We start from the raw sequence: 21,894 nt of genomic DNA, 5'->3' as shown, positions 1-21,894 counted from the left end.
GCTTGATTATCAAATTATTGACTACGCAACCAAGAGATTGCGTAACCTTCGTCTTCGAAGGTGTTGTATACGATGGGCAATTCGCGCACTTCGTTGATCACCACGTTGGTAGCCAGGCGCGCGAACACGCTTTTGGCCGAAATAACTGCTCCAAAGCGGTAACCGCCTTCGGTGACCGCGCGCGGCATCCATTCGTTTACAATCCAAGCTTGTTCGGCTGGCGTAAAAGGCACCATCTGGTCTTGCCGAGCCAATAGCTTGCCCCACCTATTGCGATGCAGCGCCCGAATAACGTGCTGCAACAACGCCCGAAACGCCGCTTCCTCTCGAGGCCCGGCCGCCCAGTCCAGCCGCAGGTAGCCCCCGGCGTCTTCCGTGATCCGGCCGGCGCTGTTTTGAAAATAAAGGGTGGCAGTTGTAGCAATTGGCTTCATTGTCGGCAATATAATGACAGCTTGCACCTAACAAGCCATCTTACGGCCAGCCAAGACATCTGGGTACTTTTTAGGGTGAATAGTGGCCCTTGCAACAGCCATTAGCGTTGTGCGCCCCAACGTCACTCCCCTGTGTAGCAGGCAGGTCTGCCCAGCCGATACATGAATAACTACGTTATTGACAACAAGTTACCCGGATGACGTTTTTACGGTAATCGGGGCTACCTGCGCGGTAGTGGATGGGGTGCCCCCGCTTATGCACGGCCATCCCGACTCGTATTCCACCCGATCCAGCAGCAGCACGCGCCGGGAATATCCCTGTTCGTCGTTGATGGCGTCGAACGTAGGTTGTTGGGTATCAATTGCATGGTAAGCCATCCAGTCGTGGCCGGCCTCGTCACGGATAATGCAGTTATGACCGGGAGCGCGCCACCGGCTATTGCCTTCCAGTATGGTGCTATTGGGGTGGCCAGTGGCTTGTGCAAGCGTTTCGAATGGGCCGGTAGCACTACGCGAGCGGGCTACCATCACGCCATAATGAGCCTGTTCGCCGCAGCAGTTGTCGCCCGAATAAAACAGGTAGTACCAGCCATTACGCAACACTACCCAGCTGCCCTCTATCAACCGCTGATAATTCGTGAGATCGTCGGTTAGAGCTGGCTCTACAAGCGTAACAAGTTCACTGTCAGGCACGAAAGAAATACGATCAGGTGCCAGCTCCCGCACCATCAGGGGGCCAAAGCCGGAGCCCCAATAAAGCAGCCGACGGCCAGTAGCGGGGTCGTCGAAGGCCATGGGATCAATGTTCAGGAAACCTTCGCCGCACTGTAACGGCTGCCCACTATCAACGAATGGCCCGTGCGGCGCCGTAGCCGTTGCCACGGCCAGGCAAAGACCTTCCGCACCATTGGGCTGCGCCGAGTAGTAGAGATAATACCGGCCATCATGCTCGCTTACGTGCGGTGCCCAGATGCGCTGCGTGGTGTCAGCCCAAGCGGGTTTATCCGGCAATCCTTCTCCTAAATGCTCCCACCGAACCAGATCGGCAGACCGTGCTATCTGCAGGTTCAGGATCTGGCCGTGGTATCTGGTTTGGGTGCCGTACGCGTAGTACCATCCGTCCGAGCCCCGAATGATGGTTGGGTCGGGGAAATCATCGTCCCATACAGGGTTCTGGTAAAAGTCGGAGGGAGTGAGCGGACTCATTGCGGAGCAGATTTGCAAATGCTCATTGGCCGTAGTGGCGCCAGATGGCGTAAATCAAGGCTAATATCGCAGTTACCGTCATCAGAATATAAATCACGCGATTCTGGCGCGGCTCAATCTCGTTGCTTTTCATTGGGCTGGCATGGCATTTCTCCTCCTAACGGCCCCACCGTGGGTAAGGTTAGCGCCATGGCTCAAAGGCCTAGCCGACAGGCGGATCGGGTAGCGGCATCCAGTGGGTCACGCCTTTCACGTAGCGATCTATCCCCTGCCGATCAGGCGTCACAAACATGTGTTTAGCGCCCGGCGTTTGTTCGGGTTTATACGTCGCTACCGTGATATCCAGCCATGAAGAAGGCGCATATACCAGCACACGCTGATTAGGTGCAGGCAGCTGTTCTGTACGCAAAATCCAGTTCACTTTAGCCATTCTCATACCCAAAAGTATTGCTTAGCTTCTTAAGCTGCCTAATTTTTCCCCAGCCTGCTTGGTAGCCTTCCTACAAAAAAAAGCCCCAACCGGGAGGCTGGGGCTTCAAAAGAAAATTGTGGGTAAAAAGCACTTACATTTATGATATCTACTTGATTACCAAACCTTTGAACTTTTCAAGTAGTATCCTAGCCGTTAGTTGAATATCCAGATGGGCCACAACATGGGTTTCAACACAAATTTCCACTTGCTGGCGGGCAAATACACGTCCCAAAAATAACTGTTGAATTCGCGAGCTGACGGATGAGGCGCGCATAAAGTCCACATTTCCTGAGGCGTCTGCTCCCGCAGAAACCGACGCAACTCCCGTTCTTCGATGTAAAGCGAAATCATTACCAAAACGAAGAAAAAACTGCAATATACCATGAGCACTGCAGTAAATGGAAGTAGGATGTCCTTCATGGCACTAGGTTACTAAAAGAGTAGAACAAAAGCGAAAATATCCAAAAATATTTTTTTCACTCCTCTTCGAAAACCTGTTCAAAATCAATCGTACACATTGGCTATTTGGTTTTATTCAACTCTTTTCGAATGCATAAGACCTTTCAAAAGCTTGAATTAAATCATATTCATTATTTTATAAGTCCAATTTATCTAAACACAAAAATTTCTTTTAAAAATTCAATACAGTCCTTTAACACACTCAAGAGGATTTGTATAAATCTAATTCAAGTCAGTTACAAGAAGGATCAAATGTTAAGTGACGAAGTCCGATTAATGAAGCTGCTACAGGCGGAAAAGCTAGGAAGTTAGTTTATTCCAAGCATAACTTCCAAATGTATCCCGCTAACGTTTGCGGGTAGTTGCTGACCGAAGGCTTTTCCAGCGTTAGTCTTGGTTCACTAAATAGCAGCGGCCCGGCAGAACGATAACGTTTTGCCGGGCCGCGCGGTAAACAACAGTTTAGTAGCCAGTGAAGGCAGAAATTATATAAAAGAGTTAGTTGAACAACCGATTAAACCACAGCAGAGGGGCTAGCACAAAGCGCCATTTGCTGGCGGGCAGGTACACATCCCAGAAATAATGATTAAAGGTTTCGTTGTCAGGCTGGATTGTATGTTTATTCCATACTTCCCGGGGGGTTTGTTCGCGCTCTAAGCGTCGGCGCTCATGGCTCTCTACAAAGAAAGCCATAAGCAGAGAAAGCATAAAAAGGCCGCAATAGCCCATAAATAGTGTGATAAGGGGATGTAAGACAGCCTTCATACTACTATAGTACAAAAAAAGACAGGAAACTTGCAAATATTTAAGCGGGAAATTCTCGCTTGTTATAAGAGGATCTCAGGTTAAAAGATAACCTATGATATAAATATCTACCGATCAATTAGTTAGAAGAGTTGCGTAATACCTTATAGACGCAACCGATGGCTTCAGGCACTACCTTTGTACCGCTTATCTTAGGCCCCCGTAACTTATGAAAAAGTACCTCACCCCCGAAGTTATTGCTGCCCTGAACAGCCTGCCAACGTCCGACGCGCCAGTTCAGGCACCAGCGCTGGTAACCGCTTCCGATTTACTGTTGCAGCGAGCGCAAGTGCTTGACCCAGAGATGATAACTCTGTCACTGGACGAGGTAGAAGCACAATTGCAGAAGACTTTTGACGATGACCCCTGGACGCTCAGAATGCTTTCGCAGGTGCCGGCGGCTGTCCTACATCGCTATACCTATGTGTATGTAAACCAAGGGATGCTGACGGCGTAACAACTTACCTCACCTTAAAACATAATTTACTGATTATCAGTATATTAACCCCATATTAATACCAGCGTACCGCCAATGATAAGGGTGGCGCCCAAACCAGTTTGCCAGGTTAGCTTTTCGCCCAGAAACAGTACTGACAGCACTATAGCCAAGGCTACGCTGAGCTTATCGACGGGCGCTACCTGAGAGACTTTGCCAAGCTGTAAGGCTCTGAAATAGAAGATCCAGGACATGCCCGTGGCCACACCCGACAGAATCAGAAAGAGCCAGTTGGTGCGGGTAAGGGTGTGTACTTCAGTCAGACTGCCGCGGAAAAATACGATTCCCCACGCCAGTAGCAGAATCACGACCGTCCGGATGGCGGTAGCCAGGTTGGAATCGACGCCTTTCACACCGATTTTGGCCAATACTGCCGTAAGAGCAGCAAACAACGCCGAAAGCAAAGCATACAGCCACCACATATAGTGTTATTTTACTTAAACAACTTATTCTCAATCGACTACCCAGCGCGCCTAAACCGCTGACCAGCATACGCCGCGCTAACCCGTTGGGCGAAAAACCTATTGTACGGGCGCCTTATTTAAATAGCTGGTATGAGACCTCATACCTGCGTCGCCTGTAGGATCTTGCCCGTTCTACGCAAGCCGATGCGCTCCCGGTTAACGCAAAACGCCCCAACCCGAAGGGCTGAGGCGTCTTGCTTGCGTGGTGGAAGCGGATAGCAAGCCCAGGTCTGGCTTGCGTTATTTTTGCTCTAACTGGTCCAGAGCTGCTTTCAATCTTGGTAGCGCGTCCTCAATGGCCTCCAGCGAAGCGCCCCCCACCGACATGCGGAACCACGTGGAGGTATCGGAAGTGCCGAACGCGCCGAAGGGCACGACAGCCAGCCGCGCATCCGAAATCAGGTACGACGTGATGTCTTTGTTGGTGGCGAGGAGCTTCCCGGCCGGTGTAGTTTTGCCTAGTACCGAAATTTCCGCCGTCAGGTATATGGCGCCCATTGGCACGATGGCATCGACGGGGTAGCCTTGCTTCTTCAGATCCTTTAACCCTGAGTACAAAGCAGTTAGGCTCTTCTGCACCTTGCCTTTAAAATTGCTCAGAAACGCATCAACCTGTTGGGTTTGGGGCAGAAAGTGTGCAGTGGCCACTTGTTCTGCCTTCGGCGCCCACGCCCCGATGTGCCCGAGGATGGACTTCATTTTGTCGATGACGTTGGCCGGGCCAAAGGCATACCCCACGCGCACGCCGGTAGCGGCGAAGCACTTTGAGATGCCGTCGATATAAATTACGTACTCGCGCAGTTCGGGGCGCAGGTTGACGGGATCATAATGCTTGGTGTCGCCGAAGGTCAGCATCCAGTAAATCTGGTCGTACATGATGTACAGCGGCTTTTCGTCTGCGCCGCGGGTTTTGTTCTCGGCAATTACCAAGTCACAGATTTCCTCGAGGTCTTCCTTGGTAAACACGGTGCCGGTGGGGTTCAGCGGCGAGCACAGAGCCAGCAGCGTAGCTCCCTTCAGGTGCGGCGCGACGTCGGCCGCGCCGGGCATGAAGTTGTTGTCGGCGGTGGTTTCCACCATGATGGCCTCAGCGCCCGACAAATGGCAATAATGGTTGTTATTCCACGACGGCACCGGAAACACCACCTTGTCGCCCGCGTCGATCAGGGCCATGTATGTGGCATAAATCAGGGGGCGCGAGCCGCCGGCCACCAGAATATCGTTGATCGAATACGTCAAGCCCAAGCGCGTTGTGAGAAACGCGGCGACGGCCGTGCGGAGATCGGCTACGCCATTGGCCGGCGGATAATTGGTGTTGCCCGCCTCGTAGGCGCTGAAGATCTCCGTTTGGAGCTCTTGGGGAATCGGGAAAATAGCGGGATCAAAATCACCAATGGTAAGGTTGCAGATCTGCTCCCCCTTCTTGATCATGTCGTTGACCTCGTTGCCGATTTTAATGATTTCGGAGCCAATTAGGCTACCGGCCATCTGCGAAACAGTCATGAGCAGGTATTTTTTTGCCTAAATATACAGGGGCTGAAAGGAAAAGGCCGCTAAAATGCCCAAGGGAAGTCGCTGGGGCTCAGGCGCAAACGATTGTTGTAGGAGTCCGCGGACGTCCTTGCCCAGCGTGTAGGCATGCACACGCAGAAAGCGCCAACACTACATAAAACTTTAAATATCAAATACTTAAGCCTAAATCAATATTTTTCGAACCGATCATCTACGTTAAACAGCAGCAGGCGATCGGTCGGCGGCACACAATTTTTTAGCCTACGCTTCAGTTTAAGCAGCAGACCAACCAATTTCTCAGCATGTACAAAGCTCTGATTCTGTTCTGCGCTCTGCTGATCCTGGCAGACCTCCAACCCGCTCCTGCTACGGCCGGCCGCGCCACTGCATATGCCCGCGCCAAGGCCAAGGGCCGCATGTTTGTGCACCGCCCCTACTACAAAGCCTACAAAGGCCGTAAAAAAACTAAGCGTCACGCTTGGTTTGCTCTGCCGAGCAAGAAAGCCTCGGCTCCGCATAAAGTTCGGCAAAGCCGGTTTTAGGGCAGCTCGCAGACTTCTATCTGCCCAATCAGTAACACATTGTAAATAATATGCCGCGATGGTTTAAAGCCGCCGCGGCATATTGCATTATATAGCATTGACGTACAACGATTTATATATTATTATACTACTCTTTTTCCATCTATAAGTGAAGAACTCTTTCGCCTAGACGTGAGGCTTACCACTTTGCTCCAAAATAAGAGTGGTGTATGCAAGTAGCTCAGTGTTACCTTCCCTTCCTTATGTATCAATCTTACTTCTATTCCTATGCATAAAGGCAGACTAGAAGCCTTCAGCGACGGCGTACTGGCCATTATCATCACGATTATGGTCTTGGAAATTAAAGTCCCGCACGGCCACGATTTCGCGGCGCTAAAACCCCTGTTGCCGGTAGTGTTAAGCTACATTCTGAGCTTTGTGTACGTCGGTATTTACTGGAACAACCACCACATGATGCTGACAAGCATCAACCGGATCAGCGGTAACGTGCTGTGGGCCAACCTGCACTTGCTATTCTGGCTTTCGCTGATCCCGTTTGTGACCGGCTGGATGGGCGAGAACGAGTTTGCGCCCGCTACGCTGGCCCTGTACGGGTTTGTGTTACTGATGAATGCACTGGCTTACTTCGTTTTGCAACGCCAGATCATTGCTGCCGACGGCCCCGACTCGGTATTGGCGCACGCCCTTGGCAAGGACCTAAAGGGCAAGCTCTCGCCTCTGCTCTATTGCCTGGGCATTGCTGCGAGCTTCGTAAATTCGTGGGTAGCGGGCGCATTTTATGTCTTTGTGGCTTTGATTTGGCTGGTGCCAGATCGACGCATTGCGCGAATGCTAAAGGCGGGAGAACAGCACTAACTCATTGCGAACCGGCCACGTTGTGTTCTTCTTATAGAAAGAATAAGAAATAGTGCATAAATGAGCTACTGTAAAGATCGAAGCAAAATAAATTGCATAAGTAGAGCAGCAATGGCACTTCAAATTCAAGCATCAATTCATTGTATAAATATCTAATAGTCAAGTTTTTATATACAATAAACCTCTGTATCAGGCGATTTATCAACGTCTTATTATTGTTTTGCAGGGTTAAATTTGACTTCTACCTCGTTTCGAGAAAATATAACGTTATGTAGCTGAGCCTTGCTTACCTTTGCCTCGTAGCGGCCCGTCCGTTGCCTGATTCTTATTCTGCTTAGGTTATGAAAAAACTTCTCCTCGTTGTGCTGCTACTTGCTTCTGTTGGTGCTTCCGCCCAGATAAAACCCGTGGAGCGCAAACGCTATCTGCGCCCCAAAAAGGACGAAAATTGTGCTTACGTATTCAACGTAACCAAGAATACCGACGAAGATTCGGAGGCGGACGGCGCCGTAACGCGCCTTGCGTACCGCCCATATGCCGAGTTGCTCGCCGAAATTGACGCGCTGCGCAAGATGAACAACTGGGCCGACAGCACGTACCAGCGCCGCTTCAGCACCTTACCCGCCGGGGGCACGCTGGTAATAACTATGCTGCGCCGAGGTGCCCAAAACGCCGACCCCGCTTACCTAGCCCTTTCCGCCAAAGACAAAGACGGCAAAGTATTGCTAGCCCAAGAGTCGTTGCCCGCAGGCTCCGGCCGCTTCTGGAACCGGGACTTATACACTAGCCAACGGACTATACCATTTGTTAAAACCGAAACTCCACAGGAAGTAAGCATTGTCATCAATGACGCTAAGCTCAAGCAAGACTTTATGTATTTGGTTAAAACACAGTAAATAGCTGTTTACTAAGTATCTGCCTAAAAAGCGATTCATTGCTGACTCAAATCAGCAATGAATCGCTTTTTTATACCCAAATGAATACGAGATTTACCAGGCTATTGATTGCGTAATCGAAGCCATTGTACGGCAATAATGGCTTTGCCATCTTCGAATTTGGTTGTGCTTAGTTCCTCTTTCGTGAACTCGATGGTCGTAATTTTTTCACCTTCATCGACACCGCCTCCGTCGCTGGTTTGCTGACTTACCTCGGCATAAAACAGCGAAATCTGCTCGGCGCTGGCTCCCGCTGAGGGGTAATAGGTGCTGATGGGCTCGATGTGATCGACCGTATAGCCTAGCTCCTCCTCTATTTCGCGGCGCATGGCTTGTTCGGGCGACTCCCCTTCTTGGTCCAGCATTCCGGCCGGCACCTCGATCAAATCGGACTCGGACCCTACACGAAATTGCTTCACCATCAGATACCGCTGCTTTTGGGTATCAAATACCAAAGCCCCAACTGCCTTGCCGGGCTCGAAGCGCTCGCGCTGATAGCTTTTGTCGCCATCCTGCACCGTGAGCTGGCTGAGCTTATATTTCTTACCGTTGTACACTATTTTCCGTTCGGTGATGTTCATGGGTCTGGTATGTATGTTTCTGGGCTTAAAACTCAGGAACGCGAGCCATCAGCCGGACGGCCTACAGTTCCTGCAATTGGGGCATTTTTACGCAAGCCATCCGGAGCGCGGCTAAAGCATAGCTCAACCTTTAGTAGTAATATTCTGTATATCAATCTTTTAAAAACCTCTGTTGCCGCCTGCTTTCGCAGAAGTCACTCTGGTACTCGCGGTGTTCTTTGGGGTTGCCGCAGGCTTTTCACCACCGCATTTCCGGCTGCTGTCGTAAAACATACGACCTTTACGGATTCAACTCCCCGATTCTGCCTCTGCCGTCCTGCGCGGACGGCTTCTTTTTTACTCCCTGTTTGATGTCTTTCGACGAACTTAACCTGATTCAACCTATCCTGCGTGCCTTGCACGAGGAAGGTTACACTACTCCCACGCCCATTCAGGAGCAAGCCATTCCGCATGTGCTGGACGGCCGCGACCTGCTAGGCGTTGCCCAGACGGGCACGGGCAAAACTGCCGCCTTTACCGTTCCGATTCTTCAGATTCTGCACCAAACGGCCCAGGTCGAGCGCCATTCGCACTCCCGCATCCGTTGCTTGGTACTGACGCCTACCCGCGAGCTCGCTATTCAGATTGGCGAGAGCTTCGCCGCTTACGGCCGCCATTTGCAGCTGCGCCACACCGTCATTTTCGGCGGCGTAGGCCAGTTGCCCCAAACCAATGCTCTGAAGCGCGGCGTGGAAGTGGTCATTGCGACTCCCGGTCGTTTGCTCGACCTGATGAACCAAGGCTTCATCGACTTGCGGCACATTGAGGTGTTCGTGCTGGACGAAGCCGACCGCATGCTCGACATGGGCTTCATCAACGATATCAAGCGCATCCTGCCCAAGCTGCCCACGCGCCGCCAAACGCTGTTTTTCTCGGCCACCATGCCGCCCGCGATTCAGGAGTTGGCCAACACCATCCTGCGCCCAAACCCAATCAAAGTAGCCGTCACGCCCGTTTCGAGCACGGCCGACACGGTTACGCAGAGCGTATTCTTGGTTGACAAGCACGACAAGCCTGCGTTGCTTCAGCATCTGCTTAGCGATCAGAAAATCCGTCGGGTTCTGGTGTTTACCCGCACCAAGCACGGCGCCGACCGCGTGGTAAAGGGTCTGGCCCAAGCCAAGATTCCGGCCGAAGCCATTCACGGCAATAAGTCGCAGAATCACCGGCAGCGAGCCCTGACCAACTTCAAAACCGGCGCGACGCGCGTGCTGGTAGCCACCGACATTGCCGCGCGCGGCATTGACGTAGACGAGCTGACGCACGTTATCAACTACGAAATTCCGAACGAGCCGGAAACTTACGTGCACCGCATTGGCCGCACAGGTCGGGCCGGCGCTTCGGGCATAGCGTATTCTTTTGTCGAGGAAGAAGAGCGTGCGTATCTACAAGATATTCAGCGCCTTATCCGCCGCCAGCTTGACGTAGTTGGCGACCATCCGTATTCTGTCAACGACGTGGCTCCGGTGCTGTTGCACGGCGGCGCGCCCATTCAGAAGCCGAAAGGCCCGGCTGGTCGTCCGCCCCGCCCCGGCCGTGGAGGCGACCCACGCTCGCCCCGCCCCGCGGGCGGCGATTCGTCGCGCCCCAAGCAGCAAGGACAAGCTCGTTCCGGTGGCCCGCGTGCCGCCTCTGCACCTGCCAAGGCTCGGCCGAGCGGCGAGCGCTCAGCCGGTAGCAGCCAAACCGCTCAGAATGGTCAAAGCCGTCGCCGCTTCCGAGGCGGCAATAGCCGATAATTTAATAAATTATTGATTATCAATAGCTTACAAATATAATACCACATACTTTTTGAGCTCTTACAAAAGCAAGGCCCGCGACCTATCAGGTTGTGGGCCTTGCTTTTATGCGTTTGGTTGAAACAAAACGGTGCGGCACGTAATTATAGCCTCGGAAGTATTCGTATTTCTGACCAAACCTGATCGCTACGTTCTCCTCCATGGCCAAGAGCACACTTTCCGTTATTCAGGCGCTACGCGATACGGCCCAGCGTCTTGCTTCGCAGGCCCCCTACCAATGGGGCCACATGGGCAGCTGCAACTGCGGCCACCTCGCCCAGACTATCACGCACCTTCCTAAGGGGGAAATTCACGCCCGCGCCATGCAGCGCTACGGCGATTGGGAGCGCCAGCTCATCGACTATTGCCCCACCAGTGGCCTGCCCATCGACCATACCATCGACGAGATGCTGGCCCTGGGCTTTACGCGCACCGATCTGACGCATTTGGAGCGTCTTTCCGACCCGGCTATCCGATCTCTTATTCCTTTTGAGCGTCGCAATGCCCTGCGCCACAACCAGCGCGACGATGTAGTGCTGTACCTGCGTACCTGGGCCGATTTATTAGAGAACCAACTGCTGGCCGGCATTCAACTCCCTGATTTGCAGCTAGACCCCCAGGCCGCCCCGAGCCAGTTTGTCATGAGCTAACCAAGACCGGGTTGTCAAACACGAAAGCCCCGCCGAATCGGATTCGGCGGGGCTTTTTATGTGGTTGCGCTTATGCTCGCCCGTTCTTAGTAGTTCACGTTGCTGCGCTGGGCCTCACGGTACAGCTCAGCGCGGTGGCTGCGCTTGTAGGCAGCATCAGCCGCAGGATCTTTTTCAGCGTCGGGAGCCTGCGAGCAGGACGTCAGGTACAGCGATGCACAAGCGGCAAACAGAAGGAGCAGACGGGACTTTTTCATGATCCAAAGGTAAGCACCGCTTCCAAGACCGGCAAACATTCCGGACGCTTAAGGTGCGTTCGGCAATTCTTACGAGCCCTTCTGGCATAAGTTTCACACAGGGCCGCCCGCATGGCAACCTGATAGAAATGTTAACTATCAACTCTCCTATTAAAAGACCCTCTCCTGCATATAACATTCATATTAGATTTGTAAACAATATTTCTACTATATACTCTGTACTCTGTCAAATGCCGCAGATAGGACTTAGCGCTTTTACATTCTCACCACTTAGACTATCTAAAGCTCCTCTGTTAATCTGACCGTGTTAGCCATGCTAACGCCATTGGCGGCTCATTATTGATCGAAATTTTCACTTATCTCATACTCACGTCTTGTTAAAAAGCTTAGCAAAGAAGATCATAACTCTTTTCAGCTGAAGAAATGATATAATTATAACTATTCTAATAAATTAGATAAACAAAATATACCCCTATATATCTTCTCTTAAACTTCAATAACAAATGCATAACTATCTGATAAATAGATATTTATTTTTTTATAATTAAACAAGTTGAGTTGCTCTTTAATCAAGCTTAAAAGGTTTGCTTTTAACATGTCAACGTATCAGGTATGTTGATCAATAGCGCCTCGAGTTAGCTACGAAATACTAGCCAAGTAGAGGCAATGTAAGCCAGTCTGCCAAATTGCACTGGCTTTTCAATTCCTTATCAAGAACCAAGAAAGAGAGGAGTTATCAAGCAGAAAACTGCCAGCAAGAATTGCGCCCATAGCCGAGCTACGGAGAAGGCTAATAAGCTAGTTAGCAGCCTCCGGGCGGTAGTCGACAAAGGTCCCGTCCTGATAGAAAATCACGATTCGACGGATTGCCTTTTCAGGCGATGTCAAGCCTGCCAGCGTTGCAGCCGTAGCATCTGAAGTCACACTTGGCGCAACAACCGGCGGTAATACAGCAGATACCTTGGACGCGCTCGGAGCGGGCTCAGAGGGAAGTGCTGGGGGCGCCATAGTAGGCACTACCTCCGCAATGGGGGCGCTAACAGGAGCCACTGATGCCGAACTACTGGTAACCGTCTCGCTGTATTCCAGAGCATCCACGACGTCGTTAGAGGCCTGTAGGGGTTTAGCAGGCACCCTGGGCTTATCAGAACGTGCTGGAGCTGTTTTGCGGGCAGGAGAAGCCGCTAATGCGCTGTTTTCAGGCTGTTCTGTAGTTGTAGCAGCATTTACACCTCCTGGAGCAGCTACCATTTCGCCTGCGCCGCTCAGAAGCCACGGCAGAGAAAGGTCTGGAAACGCTGCAATAATCTTCTGCACTACTTCCAGGCTAGGCTTATTACGGCCGCTGAGAATGTGGCTTATGATTGGCCGGCCGACCCCGATGGCGTCCGCGAACTGGGTAGGCGTCAAGTGGCGCTTCGTCAGAATTTCCCGGATACGCTCGAGCATAAAAGCCTACATAAGAGTGTGATTTACAAATGTACAGCTAAAAAATCACCTGTTCAACGCCATGAATGCAGTTTACAATATGCAACATGACTGTTATTATTAATATCACAATAGTAAACACAAGGCGATGCGGTTTACTATTGTAAAACATATGTAAACTATACCCCTTGTAGCTCCTATTCCAAGATTTCTACTTACGCTACAGTGGAATAGATCTAAGTAGAGCACATCCAGTATTTACCCTCTCCCTAGGCCATCACTTATGCGCCAGCGCTAAAGCAGATATAAGGGCAAAAAATAACGCTGGCTACCTTACGGCAACCAGCGTTAGGGCTAGTCAATGTCATCACTGTTCGTACGCTACTTACGCGAAGTCAGATGAGCATATTCAAGCTGAGTACAGTAGCAACTTCAGGGAGCACGTTGGGGAAAGCTAAGCTCTACTCCTAGTTAAAATACTCTTTGGCCAAGGCTTTGTCGTGGCCGTATATGTCATCGCGAAAGTGCACTTTCCCTCCTTCGTCAACCCAAGCAGTGAAGTATACTAGGTATACCGGTAGCTTTTCGGGCAGGGTAATGTACTGCTCCTGCCGCTGCGAAATCACGTCCAGAATCTTCGTCTCATCCCAGCCGGGCTTGTTGCGCAGGAGGTACTCAGCCAGTTTAATAGGCTCGGCAACGCGCACGCAACCGTGACTGAAGCCACGCTTTGCCTGGCTAAAAAGCTCGTCGTGCGGCGTGTCGTGGAGATAGATATCCTGCGAGTTAGGGAAGATAAACTTCACGTCACCGAGGTCGTTTTTGGGTCCTGGCCGACGGCGAACCGTGTACTTAAAATTCTTCTCATCCACGTTGGCCCAGTCAATTGAAGTAGGGTCGACGGGCACGGCTTTGCTACCGTATCCCTTCACAACTTCCATGTCCAGACGCTCAAGAGTACCTACCGGATCAACCTCCAATTTGGGCTTGAGCTCCTTCTGAATAATGCTCATAGGCACGTTCCAATAGGGCGACAATACCACGTATTCCATCTTGTCGCTGAACACTGGAGTGGCGTTCAACGTCTTGCCCACGATTACGGGCATGGACATAACTTCCTTGTTTTCCTCCACTATATGAAGGGTGTATTCGGGGATGTTGACGAGCAGATAGCTAGGTTCAAAACGCTTGGGCAGCCAGCGCCACCGTTCCATATTCAGGATGATCTGGTCAATGCGATCGTTGAGCGGAACGTTGAGTTGGTGAATCGTTTCGCCGCTCACAATGCCATCCGCTTTTAGCCCATTATCTTCCTGAAATTCCTTTACCGCCGCGACCAACTCAGCGTCGTACACTTGGTTTGGGGCGGCCGCAGCGGGTTGCACTCCACCATTGGAAACCGTTTGAGCGGGCGTAGCACCGGGCTGTTCTGCAGCTGCTTTTACGCCCAACAATCGTTGCCGTAACAGCGCCACAGTCGGAGAGGAAGCTCCGGGTTTGAGGCGAGTACTAGCCGGAATTACAGGCCAATTGCTGTTGCGCTGCAAAGCCCGGTAATCCGCCAGAGCCTTTTTCAGGCGCTCATATTCGGGGTGCAACGGCTCAAACTCGTAGTATGGATACGTGCTGTCGCGCTCCTTCAGAATAGTCATCAGTGCCTTGTGAAGCTTAATCTTGTTGCGCTTCACATTCCAGTCGATGCTCTTGACTTCGCGCGGGTTTACGGTACCCCGATAAAAATCTGAGGCCCAATTGAAGTAGGTACCCGATAGAGCTACATCAATCTGTTTTTCCAGCGCATTGCGCTTGGTTGAGTCGGATTTTGACTTTTCAAACTCATCGAACAGCTTATCGAAGTCCTTGATTTGATACTTCTTAGGGTCCAGACCTTCGTCGGCAGCCTTATTGATGACCCCCAATAAAGTCTTGGCCTGTGGTACGAGTTCGTGGTTGCGGAACCAACCTAATCGGTAGTCCCGCTCTTTATAAAACTTCTTACCCCATTCCCATTGGTCTTTAAACGCAGGCTCTGCCAGCATCTGGCGGGCCACGTAAACGCTATCTAACTTGGGCTGGGGACCGGCAACTTTCGTAGTCAGGTCGTCGGGCAGAGCATCCTTCAGTTTCGCCTTCTGATCCTGGCTGCACGAAGCAGCCGGAGCCAGCAGCACCAGCCCAAGGAGCCAGTACACAAGCGAGGTAAAGAAGGTGGAAAAAAAATATGGTTTCATGAAGCAGAGAAGGTGTGCGCTTGAGAGCGAGTGGAATGAATAACCTGAGAACCCGTAGGCAAAAAGCTTACCGAATCGGTTCCCGGATTTTTGCCCGTTCTACTACAATACGTCTTGCAGGGTTACTGCTCAACCGTAATGCGTGGACACACCTTGCACCGCAAGTTAGAAGTTTTGCTATACAGTTGTAAATAATATCCCGGCGTTTTGCACTTTGCCTTTTGGCTATCTTTGGCGTTTCCCCTCACGTCTTCTCCCAAAGCTCAGTCTTAGCTTGCCTGTTATGTCTGCCACTACTGCCCTGCTTTCCCCCGATCCTCACACACATGCTCAGCCGGCCGATGCGGTAGTGAGGCATTTAGAGCTGAACCTTGTAGTTGATTTCGAGAGCCGCTCCCTAAGCGGATACGCGACCTGGCAGTTTCAAAAATTCGGCGCGGCCTCCGAGCTGGTGCTCGACGCCCGTGACCTCGACGTTGAAGCAGTTCTGCTGGGCGGCCCCACCGGCGAGCCAACGACTTTCGAGCTTGGGCCCTCCGATCCGGTGCTGGGCCAGTCGCTGCGCATTGCTATCCGGCCCGACACTACTGCGGTCACGGTTCGTTACCGTACCACTCCGGGCGCGGCCGCTTTGCAATGGCTTCCCCCGGAGCAGACGGCCGGTCGGCAGCATCCTTTTTTGTTTACCCAATCGCAAGCCATTCTTGCGCGCACCTGGCTTCCGTGCCAGGACTCCCCCGGCGTGCGCTTCACCTGCGAAGCAAGCGTTCGCGTACCGGCCAAGCTTTTGGCGCTGATGAGTGCCGAAAACCCACAAGCCCTGAATCCATCAGGTCAGTATCATTTCCGCATGGAGCAACCGATTCCAGCTTACCTCATGGCGTTGGCTGTCGGTGATCTGGCATTTGCTCCCCTTAGTTCTCGCACTGGCATCTATGCCGAACCAACTACGCTGCCTGCCTCGACTTATGAATTTGCAGACCTCGAGAGAATGGTTGCCGCTGCGGAAGACCTTTACGGCGCTTATCGCTGGGAACGGTACGATTTGCTGGTGCTGCCGCCGAGTTTTCCGTTTGGTGGCATGGAAAACCCAAGATTAACATTTGTAACGCCCACAATTCTGACCGGCGACCGCAGCCTGACTAGCTTGGTGGCCCATGAGTTAGCTCATTCTTGGTCGGGTAACTTGGTGACCAACGCTACCTGGGATGATTTCTGGCTCAACGAAGGCTTCACGGTTTACTTCGAGCGGCGCATTATGGAGAAGCTTTACGGGCGCCCTTACTCCGATATGTTGCAGGTACTGGGTCATACGGCTCTGCTGCACACCATCGAAGAACTAGGTTCGAAAAGCAAAGACACCCACCTCCATCTGGACCTGGCCGGCCGCGATCCGGATGAAGGACTAAATGAAATTGCTTACGAAAAAGGCGACTACCTCCTGCTTACACTCGAAACTCTAGTAGGCCGCGCCCGACTGGATGCCTTTATCAAGGAGTACTTCACGTCACATAGCTTCCAGTCGATGGATACAGCTTCCTTTATCGGCTACCTCCGGCGGGAGCTTTTAGACAAAGAACCGGGCCTGGAGGAGAAGCTGCAGTTGGACGCCTGGGTAAACCAGCCGGGCATTCCGGCGGTGGCGCCGCGGGTGGCTTCTGTTCGGTTCGAGGCAGTGGAAGCCACGCTGCAAAGCTGGTTACACGGCACACCCGCCGCCGTACTCGACACCACTGGCTGGAGCAGCCACGAATGGACGCACTTTTTACAGGGCCTTCCTAACAATTTGTCAATCAATCAGTTATTAGATTTAGATACTGCATTTGGTTTTACCCAGTCGGGCAATGCAGAAATCCTAACTGCCTGGTTTCCAAAGGCCATAGCCGCGGGCTACCACCCCGTTGACGAGGCCGTGCACCGGTTTTTGGTCCGGGTAGGCCGCCGCAAATTTCTGGTGCCGCTCTACAAAGCGTTGCTGGCAACTCCTGGTGGCCGGGAGCGGGCCCAGGCGATTTATGCCGAAGCGCGCCCCAATTATCACTCGGTCGCAACCAGCACGCTCGACGTGTTGGTAGGCCGAAAGACGAACTGAGCCGTACAAGGTGAGTGGCCCGAAGCTTGCTTGCCCAAGTGCAAGGCCCGTCCTTTTGTGTTTTGACTTACTTGATTAGTTGATTTCCCCTGCGTTGAAAGATCCAAGACCTCTCGGTAAACTGATTGCCATCGGTGGCAATGAAGATAAAGGTACCTACCCCAACCCACGCACCAAGAAGAAGTACTACCTCAACTTTTTTGAGCTGGGCATTCTGAAGCGCATCGTCACGGAGTCGGGGAAGACCGATCCGCGCATCGAAGTCATCACCACGGCCTCGATGATCCCGGAAGAAGTAGGCAAAATCTACGTTTCTTCCTTTGCGATGCTCAACTGCCTGAAAGTGGGCATCATGGACATTCGCACGCCCGCGGATGCTCGCAAAGCCGAATACTTGGAGCGCCTGCTCCAGGCCGACATCGTTATGTTCAGCGGCGGCAACCAGTCGCGCCTGCGGGAGATGTTCGGCGACACTGAGTTCCTCGAGCGCCTCTCGGCTCGTTACCACGCCGAGTCTAACTTTGTGATTGCGGGCACGAGTGCAGGCGCCATGGCCATGTCGCACATCATGATTCGGGGCGGCAGCGTACCGGACGCGTTGATGAAAGGCAGCGTAAAGATTGGCACAGGTCTAAACCTGATTCACAACGTCGTGATCGATTCGCACTTTGTAAAGCGCGGCCGCTTTGGTCGCCTCATCGAATCGGTGAGTTTGCACCCCAAGCTCATCGGCATCGGGTTGGGCGAAGACACCGGCGTGCTCATCACGTGCGGCAACCTGATCGAAACGATCGGCTCGAACTTGGTCATCATCGTCGACGGCCACAACATTCAGCATAATAATGCCGCTGCCGCCAAAAAAGGCGCAGCCCTCTCCGTCGAAAACCTAACCATGCACGTGCTGGCCAAAGGCAATGTCTATGATATTCAGGAGCGGCACTTTTACGTCAACAAAGAAGCACACGTAACTCCAATTCCGGTTGAGAAACAGGAAGCCAGTTTGTAGTTAGCGCAGTCGCCGCCTAACGCAACGGGCCGCGTTCCTAAGGAACGCGGCCCGTTGCGTTAGGCGGCGACTGCTTTCTGAAGCCTATAGCTACTCCTTATATATATGTACCACCAAATCCGACGTGGAAGTCAGGCTGCCGCGGTACATGCCTTCGGAGTTGAAAGGCAGCGCCACGTTGCCGAGCGCATCGACCGCCACGAGGCCACCTTCCCCACCCATGGGCGCCAGCTTGTCGTGCACGACCACGCGGCAAGCTTCCGCCAAGCTCAGGCCGCGGTACTCCATCAGGCAAGAAATATCATGCGCCACCACGGCCCGCAGAAAAAATTCGCCGTGGCCCGTGCAGCTAATGGCGCAAGTGCGGTTGTCGGCGAAAGTGCCGGCACCGATAATGGGTGAGTCGCCGATGCGGGAATATTGCTTGTTGGTCATGCCGCCGGTGCTGGTAGCCGCCGCTAGGTCGCCATTAATATCACGAGCCACGGCCCCGACCGTGCCCATTTTCTTTTTGGAATCTTCGTTAATGGCGCCGGGCTCGGCGAGCGGGGCTTCGGCTTGCAGAGAGGTGCTGTGGTCGAGCCGCATGCGGCCCTCGGTCAGGGCTTCTTGCAATTGGTCGTAGCGATGTTGCGTAAAGAAATATTCGACGGGCTGGGTAGGCAAGCCATGTTCGCGGGCCAATTCGTCGGCACCGGGCCACGCGAGCAGTACATGCTCTGTTTTGTCCATTACTAAGCGCGCGGCCCGAATCGGGTTCTGCACCGTACGAACGCCCGTGACAGCACCGGCTGCCCGGTTGCGGCCATCCATAATGGCCGCATCCATCTCGTGATGGCCTTCGTGCGTAAACACGGCGCCGCGTCCGGCATTAAAAAGGGGGCAGTCTTCAAGGCTGCGCACGGCCATTTCCACGGCTTCAAGAGCGGGCCCACCCGCCGTGAGCACAGCATAGCCTACTTCCAAAGCAGTTTGTAACGCAGCCCGGTAGGCTGTCTCTGCCTCGCTGGTCAGGGTGGCGCGGGCAATGGTGCCGGCTCCGCCGTGGATAGCCAAAGCCAATTTGTTGGTCATGAGCAAGATGTAAAAGAGGGCACAAAAGTACGCAGCCGAGAGGGGCATTGGCCGCTTTCAACATGGCCTTCGTCGGTTTTTTTTCGTACGTTTGAATTACTGTTTCAACTCCTCTAATTATTCTTTCTTATGGCTTACGAAGCTACCGGCCGCCTGCACGAAATTTTCGACGAACAGCAGGTGAGCGAGAAATTCCGCAAGCGCGAATTCGTGCTGGAAGTCGTGGAAGGCCAGTATCCTGAGCATATCAAATTCCAACTGGTGCAGGATAAAACCGCTCTCATCGATTCTTACAAAGTAGGAGACGAAGTGAAGGTAACCTTCAACCTGCGTGGCCGCGGGTTCAACAAAAACGGCCAGATGCTGTACTTCACCAACCTCGAAGCCTGGAAACTGGAAGCTGCCAGTGGCGGCGGTGCTTCTTCGGGAGGCGGTAGCTACAGCAATCAGCAAGCCGCGCCGGCTCCGCGTCAGCCCCAGGCTAACCAGAACCCCAACCTGCGTGCTCAGCCCGCTGCGCCCATCGCCAGCGACGACGACAACGATCTGCCGTTCTAAGCAAACCAGCGAGCTGGTTTTCATTTCAAATGCCGTTCCCGCAAGGAGCGGCATTTTTTGTGCGCCGCCCTCCTACTTTTGAGTGCTTTCGCAAAAAGCGACAACTTCTCAGTAGCGTTTCTTCGTTTACACCTCCGATTCTTTTTTCATTTTGTACATGGCTGGTTCTCTTGCACCCCTAACTCTGCGCGACAAAACGGCCATCGTGACTGGTGCCTCCAGCGGTCTTGGCCTTGTTACGGCCCGCGAATTGGCCCGGCGTGGGGCGCGGGTGGCATTGGTATGCCGCAACCCCGACAAAGCCGAACAAGCCCGCGCCTATATCGAACAAGTCATCGGGCCGGAAGCCAAGCTGGACATTCTGCTTTGCGATCTGTCATTAATTGCCAACGTGCGGGCGCTGGCCGACGACATAAAGAGCCGCTACGACAAGGTTGACATCCTAGTTAACAACGCCGGCATCATGCCGGGCCAGTTTACGCTCACCAGCGAAGGCCATGAACTGAGCTGGGCCACCAATCACCTGGCCCCGTTTGCGCTTACCAATTTGCTCCTTCCCTTGATGCTGGAGGCCAAACAAGCACGCATCATCACGGTGGCTTCCGACACGTATCGGCTCGGCCAGATCGAGTTTTCGCAAGAGGCCCGTAACGCGCCCGACAAATACAGCTCCCTCACAGCTTATTGCGATTCAAAGCTCGCTAACATTTTGTTTACCAATGAGTTATCACACCGGCTAGAGCTAACCGGCATTACTGCGAACTGCCTGCACCCAGGCATGGTCAATACCGGCCTGATCAACCCCAACAGTTCGCTGCTGATGAAGGCGCTCTGGTGGATTGCCAAACCGTTTATGATCAGCCCCGAACGAGGCGCCCGCACGAGCATTTACTTGGCGGCCTCGCCCGATGTGGCCAGCATTAGCGGCAAATATTTCAAAGGCTCGAAGGTCACTACTCCCTCCGCGGCCGCTCAAAATCGGTTGGATGCCACGCGTTTGTGGCGCATTTCAGAGGAAGAAACGGGTATCAGTGCTTAAATATAAATTATTGGCAATCAATTATTTAACTAAAAAACTCTATAGGAAGCGGCCTATTAGGGGCTTTCGCCGGTTAATAACAGCATGTCTGAGCTTCGGGAATTAATCGCACAGGGCGAAGGCGAGCGGCTGGAGTTCAAAAAGAAGACCACCCACCCCACTCGCATTTCGCGCACGCTGGCTTCGTTGGCTAATACCCACGGCGGCCGGGTGCTGGTGGGCGTCGACGACGACGGCCGCATCGTGGGCGTGCGCGATGCGGAAGAGGAAATATATGTGCTGCGCCAAGCGGCCGAGCACTACGTAGAGCCTCCTCTCACCTTGCGGTTTCGGGAAGTGGAGGACGAAGGCCGGGTAGTCGTGATTGTGACGGTGGCCGAGAGCAGCCGCAAGCCACACCGCGCCCAAGTAGCCGACGGCGATTGGCGCGGCTACGTCCGGTTGCACGACGAAAGTGTGCAAACCAGCACGATGACGGAAAAAGTACTTGAAAATCAACCGACGCAGTTTGAACGCATCCCTCTAAATAAGGAAGAGCTCGCCGTGCTGGACTATTTGCGCACTCACCCGCGCATTACGCTTTCCGAATACATGAAATTGCTCAACCTGGGCAAGCGCCGCGCCTTTCGCACGCTCATCAAACTCACCTTGCACGGCTACATCCGCCACCACGACCGCGAGAAAGAACCCTTTTATACGTTATAATATAAATATTTGATAATCAGATATTTAAAACTACTCTTATAAATCTATAATAAACAATCTCTCCCCTGATTCAGTGCAAAGCCCTCTTTCGCCCTCATAAAGCATGGGGGCGAAAGAGGGCTTTGCTGCGTCGTGCGGCTGGCTATTCGCTGCGGCTTTCGCGAGCTTTTTTCTTTTCCTCCTTAGCAGCCTTTTTCTCCTTGGTGGTTTTGGCGGGCTCTTTTTTCTTTTCTTTTCGGGGTTCCTGGGCTTTGGCCATGACGGTAAGGATATTGGG

At 52.7% G+C, this 21,894-nt stretch carries 24 protein-coding genes; 12 read left to right on the top strand and 12 right to left on the bottom strand.

Annotated elements, in window-relative coordinates; genetic code table 11:
- Positions 1–14: 14 nt before the first annotated feature.
- The 5 genes from FHG12_RS17630 to FHG12_RS17610 all read right to left on the bottom strand — a co-directional run bounded on the left by FHG12_RS17630 (position 15) and on the right by FHG12_RS17610 (position 3,279).
- Positions 15–434 carry a hypothetical protein gene (locus FHG12_RS17630; RefSeq protein WP_139516977.1) on the bottom strand — a complete coding sequence of 140 codons (420 nt, stop codon included), beginning with the start codon at positions 432–434 and terminating at the stop codon, positions 15–17.
- Between the two features lie 189 nt (positions 435–623).
- Complete coding sequence (locus FHG12_RS17625; RefSeq protein ID WP_139516976.1) at positions 624–1,640, bottom strand: glycoside hydrolase family 43 protein; 1,017 nt, start codon at positions 1,638–1,640, stop codon at positions 624–626.
- A 202-nt stretch (positions 1,641–1,842) separates the two neighbouring features.
- Positions 1,843–2,076, bottom strand: a complete 234-nt coding sequence (locus tag FHG12_RS17620; protein WP_139516975.1) for a DUF551 domain-containing protein — start codon at positions 2,074–2,076, stop codon at positions 1,843–1,845.
- Positions 2,077–2,265: 189 nt separating this feature from the next.
- Positions 2,266–2,463 (bottom strand): hypothetical protein, encoded by a 198-nt coding sequence (locus tag FHG12_RS17615; protein WP_139516974.1) that lies wholly within the window; start codon positions 2,461–2,463, stop codon positions 2,266–2,268.
- A 606-nt stretch (positions 2,464–3,069) separates the two neighbouring features.
- Positions 3,070–3,279 carry a hypothetical protein gene (locus FHG12_RS17610; RefSeq protein ID WP_139516973.1) on the bottom strand — a complete coding sequence of 70 codons (210 nt, stop codon included), beginning with the start codon at positions 3,277–3,279 and terminating at the stop codon, positions 3,070–3,072.
- A 265-nt stretch (positions 3,280–3,544) separates the two neighbouring features.
- Between FHG12_RS17610 and FHG12_RS17605 the strand changes: the two genes are divergently transcribed.
- A complete protein-coding gene (locus FHG12_RS17605) occupies positions 3,545–3,832 on the top strand; it encodes a hypothetical protein (protein WP_139516972.1) in 288 nt (95 codons plus the stop codon).
- 44 nt (positions 3,833–3,876) lie between these two features.
- Here FHG12_RS17605 and FHG12_RS17600 read toward each other — a convergent pair whose 3' ends face one another.
- Positions 3,877–4,293 (bottom strand): EamA family transporter, encoded by a 417-nt coding sequence (locus tag FHG12_RS17600; protein ID WP_139516971.1) that lies wholly within the window; start codon positions 4,291–4,293, stop codon positions 3,877–3,879.
- Between the two features lie 282 nt (positions 4,294–4,575).
- The gene (locus FHG12_RS17595; protein WP_139516970.1) at positions 4,576–5,838 is read right to left on the bottom strand and encodes a pyridoxal phosphate-dependent aminotransferase; all 1,263 of its coding nucleotides are present in this window, start codon (positions 5,836–5,838) and stop codon (positions 4,576–4,578) included.
- 311 nt (positions 5,839–6,149) lie between these two features.
- On the opposite strand from FHG12_RS17595, the gene FHG12_RS17590 reads away from it, so the two are divergent.
- The 3 genes from FHG12_RS17590 to FHG12_RS17580 all read left to right on the top strand — a co-directional run bounded on the left by FHG12_RS17590 (position 6,150) and on the right by FHG12_RS17580 (position 8,140).
- Positions 6,150–6,389 (top strand): hypothetical protein, encoded by a 240-nt coding sequence (locus FHG12_RS17590; protein ID WP_139516969.1) that lies wholly within the window; start codon positions 6,150–6,152, stop codon positions 6,387–6,389.
- 267 nt (positions 6,390–6,656) lie between these two features.
- Positions 6,657–7,244, top strand: coding sequence for a TMEM175 family protein (locus tag FHG12_RS17585; protein WP_139516968.1), 588 nt, complete (start codon positions 6,657–6,659; stop codon positions 7,242–7,244).
- 341 nt (positions 7,245–7,585) lie between these two features.
- Complete coding sequence (locus FHG12_RS17580) at positions 7,586–8,140, top strand: hypothetical protein (RefSeq protein WP_139516967.1); 555 nt, start codon at positions 7,586–7,588, stop codon at positions 8,138–8,140.
- Between the two features lie 101 nt (positions 8,141–8,241).
- On the opposite strand, the gene FHG12_RS17575 is transcribed toward FHG12_RS17580, so the two are convergent.
- On the bottom strand, positions 8,242–8,760 hold the full coding sequence (locus FHG12_RS17575) for an NUDIX domain-containing protein (RefSeq protein WP_139516966.1): 519 nt from the start codon (positions 8,758–8,760) through the stop codon (positions 8,242–8,244).
- A 350-nt stretch (positions 8,761–9,110) separates the two neighbouring features.
- Between FHG12_RS17575 and FHG12_RS17570 the strand changes: the two genes are divergently transcribed.
- Both FHG12_RS17570 and FHG12_RS17565 read left to right on the top strand, forming a co-directional pair.
- Positions 9,111–10,538, top strand: a complete 1,428-nt coding sequence (locus FHG12_RS17570; protein ID WP_139516965.1) for a DEAD/DEAH box helicase — start codon at positions 9,111–9,113, stop codon at positions 10,536–10,538.
- Positions 10,539–10,738: 200 nt separating this feature from the next.
- Complete coding sequence (locus FHG12_RS17565; protein WP_139516964.1) at positions 10,739–11,227, top strand: hypothetical protein; 489 nt, start codon at positions 10,739–10,741, stop codon at positions 11,225–11,227.
- A gap of 86 nt (positions 11,228–11,313) precedes the next feature.
- On the opposite strand, the gene FHG12_RS21030 is transcribed toward FHG12_RS17565, so the two are convergent.
- Positions 11,314–11,484: a hypothetical protein gene (locus FHG12_RS21030; protein ID WP_165699443.1), complete on the bottom strand. Its 171-nt coding sequence runs from the start codon at positions 11,482–11,484 to the stop codon at positions 11,314–11,316.
- Positions 11,485–12,170: 686 nt separating this feature from the next.
- Here FHG12_RS21030 and gvpC point away from each other — a divergent pair.
- Entirely contained in the window at positions 12,171–12,257 is an 87-nt protein-coding gene (gene gvpC, locus FHG12_RS21425; RefSeq protein ID WP_139517898.1) for a gas vesicle protein GvpC, read from the top strand.
- A 25-nt stretch (positions 12,258–12,282) separates the two neighbouring features.
- Here the strand turns inward: gvpC and FHG12_RS17555 are convergent, their stop codons facing one another.
- Positions 12,283–12,933, bottom strand: a complete 651-nt coding sequence (locus FHG12_RS17555) for a helix-turn-helix domain-containing protein (RefSeq protein ID WP_139516963.1) — start codon at positions 12,931–12,933, stop codon at positions 12,283–12,285.
- Positions 12,934–13,379: 446 nt separating this feature from the next.
- A complete protein-coding gene (locus FHG12_RS17550) occupies positions 13,380–15,143 on the bottom strand; it encodes a L,D-transpeptidase family protein (RefSeq protein WP_139516962.1) in 1,764 nt (587 codons plus the stop codon).
- A gap of 283 nt (positions 15,144–15,426) precedes the next feature.
- On the opposite strand from FHG12_RS17550, the gene FHG12_RS17545 reads away from it, so the two are divergent.
- Both FHG12_RS17545 and FHG12_RS17540 read left to right on the top strand, forming a co-directional pair.
- On the top strand, positions 15,427–17,235 hold the full coding sequence (locus FHG12_RS17545; protein WP_139516961.1) for a M1 family metallopeptidase: 1,809 nt from the start codon (positions 15,427–15,429) through the stop codon (positions 17,233–17,235).
- Positions 17,236–17,329: 94 nt separating this feature from the next.
- Entirely contained in the window at positions 17,330–18,241 is a 912-nt protein-coding gene (locus tag FHG12_RS17540; protein ID WP_139516960.1) for a cyanophycinase, read from the top strand.
- A gap of 90 nt (positions 18,242–18,331) precedes the next feature.
- On the opposite strand, the gene FHG12_RS17535 is transcribed toward FHG12_RS17540, so the two are convergent.
- Positions 18,332–19,315, bottom strand: a complete 984-nt coding sequence (locus FHG12_RS17535) for an isoaspartyl peptidase/L-asparaginase family protein (protein WP_139516959.1) — start codon at positions 19,313–19,315, stop codon at positions 18,332–18,334.
- Between the two features lie 129 nt (positions 19,316–19,444).
- Between FHG12_RS17535 and FHG12_RS17530 the strand changes: the two genes are divergently transcribed.
- From FHG12_RS17530 to FHG12_RS17520, 3 genes are all read left to right on the top strand, one after another.
- Positions 19,445–19,873, top strand: coding sequence for a DUF3127 domain-containing protein (locus tag FHG12_RS17530; RefSeq protein ID WP_139516958.1), 429 nt, complete (start codon positions 19,445–19,447; stop codon positions 19,871–19,873).
- Between the two features lie 157 nt (positions 19,874–20,030).
- Positions 20,031–20,912 carry an SDR family oxidoreductase gene (locus tag FHG12_RS17525; RefSeq protein ID WP_139516957.1) on the top strand — a complete coding sequence of 294 codons (882 nt, stop codon included), beginning with the start codon at positions 20,031–20,033 and terminating at the stop codon, positions 20,910–20,912.
- Between the two features lie 84 nt (positions 20,913–20,996).
- Entirely contained in the window at positions 20,997–21,617 is a 621-nt protein-coding gene (locus tag FHG12_RS17520; protein ID WP_139516956.1) for an AlbA family DNA-binding domain-containing protein, read from the top strand.
- The last annotated feature ends 277 nt before the right edge of the window (positions 21,618–21,894 follow it).

The organism is Hymenobacter jejuensis (assembly GCF_006337165.1).
Classification (GTDB): domain Bacteria; phylum Bacteroidota; class Bacteroidia; order Cytophagales; family Hymenobacteraceae; genus Hymenobacter; species Hymenobacter jejuensis.
This window is presented reverse-complemented; position numbering and strand designations above follow the sequence as displayed.

Coding starts and splice junctions, on each gene's coding strand:
- FHG12_RS17630 (WP_139516977.1), bottom strand. CDS start 434: ATGAAGCCAATTGCTACAACTGCCACCCTTTATTTTCAAAACAGCGCC.
- FHG12_RS17625 (WP_139516976.1), bottom strand. CDS start 1,640: ATGAGTCCGCTCACTCCCTCCGACTTTTACCAGAACCCTGTATGGGAC.
- FHG12_RS17620 (WP_139516975.1), bottom strand. CDS start 2,076: ATGAGAATGGCTAAAGTGAACTGGATTTTGCGTACAGAACAGCTGCCT.
- FHG12_RS17615 (WP_139516974.1), bottom strand. CDS start 2,463: ATGATTTCGCTTTACATCGAAGAACGGGAGTTGCGTCGGTTTCTGCGG.
- FHG12_RS17610 (WP_139516973.1), bottom strand. CDS start 3,279: ATGCTTTCTCTGCTTATGGCTTTCTTTGTAGAGAGCCATGAGCGCCGA.
- FHG12_RS17605 (WP_139516972.1), top strand. CDS start 3,545: ATGAAAAAGTACCTCACCCCCGAAGTTATTGCTGCCCTGAACAGCCTG.
- FHG12_RS17600 (WP_139516971.1), bottom strand. CDS start 4,293: ATGTGGTGGCTGTATGCTTTGCTTTCGGCGTTGTTTGCTGCTCTTACG.
- FHG12_RS17595 (WP_139516970.1), bottom strand. CDS start 5,838: ATGACTGTTTCGCAGATGGCCGGTAGCCTAATTGGCTCCGAAATCATT.
- FHG12_RS17590 (WP_139516969.1), top strand. CDS start 6,150: ATGTACAAAGCTCTGATTCTGTTCTGCGCTCTGCTGATCCTGGCAGAC.
- FHG12_RS17585 (WP_139516968.1), top strand. CDS start 6,657: ATGCATAAAGGCAGACTAGAAGCCTTCAGCGACGGCGTACTGGCCATT.
- FHG12_RS17580 (WP_139516967.1), top strand. CDS start 7,586: ATGAAAAAACTTCTCCTCGTTGTGCTGCTACTTGCTTCTGTTGGTGCT.
- FHG12_RS17575 (WP_139516966.1), bottom strand. CDS start 8,760: ATGAACATCACCGAACGGAAAATAGTGTACAACGGTAAGAAATATAAG.
- FHG12_RS17570 (WP_139516965.1), top strand. CDS start 9,111: ATGTCTTTCGACGAACTTAACCTGATTCAACCTATCCTGCGTGCCTTG.
- FHG12_RS17565 (WP_139516964.1), top strand. CDS start 10,739: ATGGCCAAGAGCACACTTTCCGTTATTCAGGCGCTACGCGATACGGCC.
- FHG12_RS21030 (WP_165699443.1), bottom strand. CDS start 11,484: ATGAAAAAGTCCCGTCTGCTCCTTCTGTTTGCCGCTTGTGCATCGCTG.
- FHG12_RS17555 (WP_139516963.1), bottom strand. CDS start 12,933: ATGCTCGAGCGTATCCGGGAAATTCTGACGAAGCGCCACTTGACGCCT.
- FHG12_RS17550 (WP_139516962.1), bottom strand. CDS start 15,143: ATGAAACCATATTTTTTTTCCACCTTCTTTACCTCGCTTGTGTACTGG.
- FHG12_RS17545 (WP_139516961.1), top strand. CDS start 15,427: ATGTCTGCCACTACTGCCCTGCTTTCCCCCGATCCTCACACACATGCT.
- FHG12_RS17535 (WP_139516959.1), bottom strand. CDS start 19,315: ATGACCAACAAATTGGCTTTGGCTATCCACGGCGGAGCCGGCACCATT.
- FHG12_RS17530 (WP_139516958.1), top strand. CDS start 19,445: ATGGCTTACGAAGCTACCGGCCGCCTGCACGAAATTTTCGACGAACAG.
- FHG12_RS17525 (WP_139516957.1), top strand. CDS start 20,031: ATGGCTGGTTCTCTTGCACCCCTAACTCTGCGCGACAAAACGGCCATC.
- FHG12_RS17520 (WP_139516956.1), top strand. CDS start 20,997: ATGTCTGAGCTTCGGGAATTAATCGCACAGGGCGAAGGCGAGCGGCTG.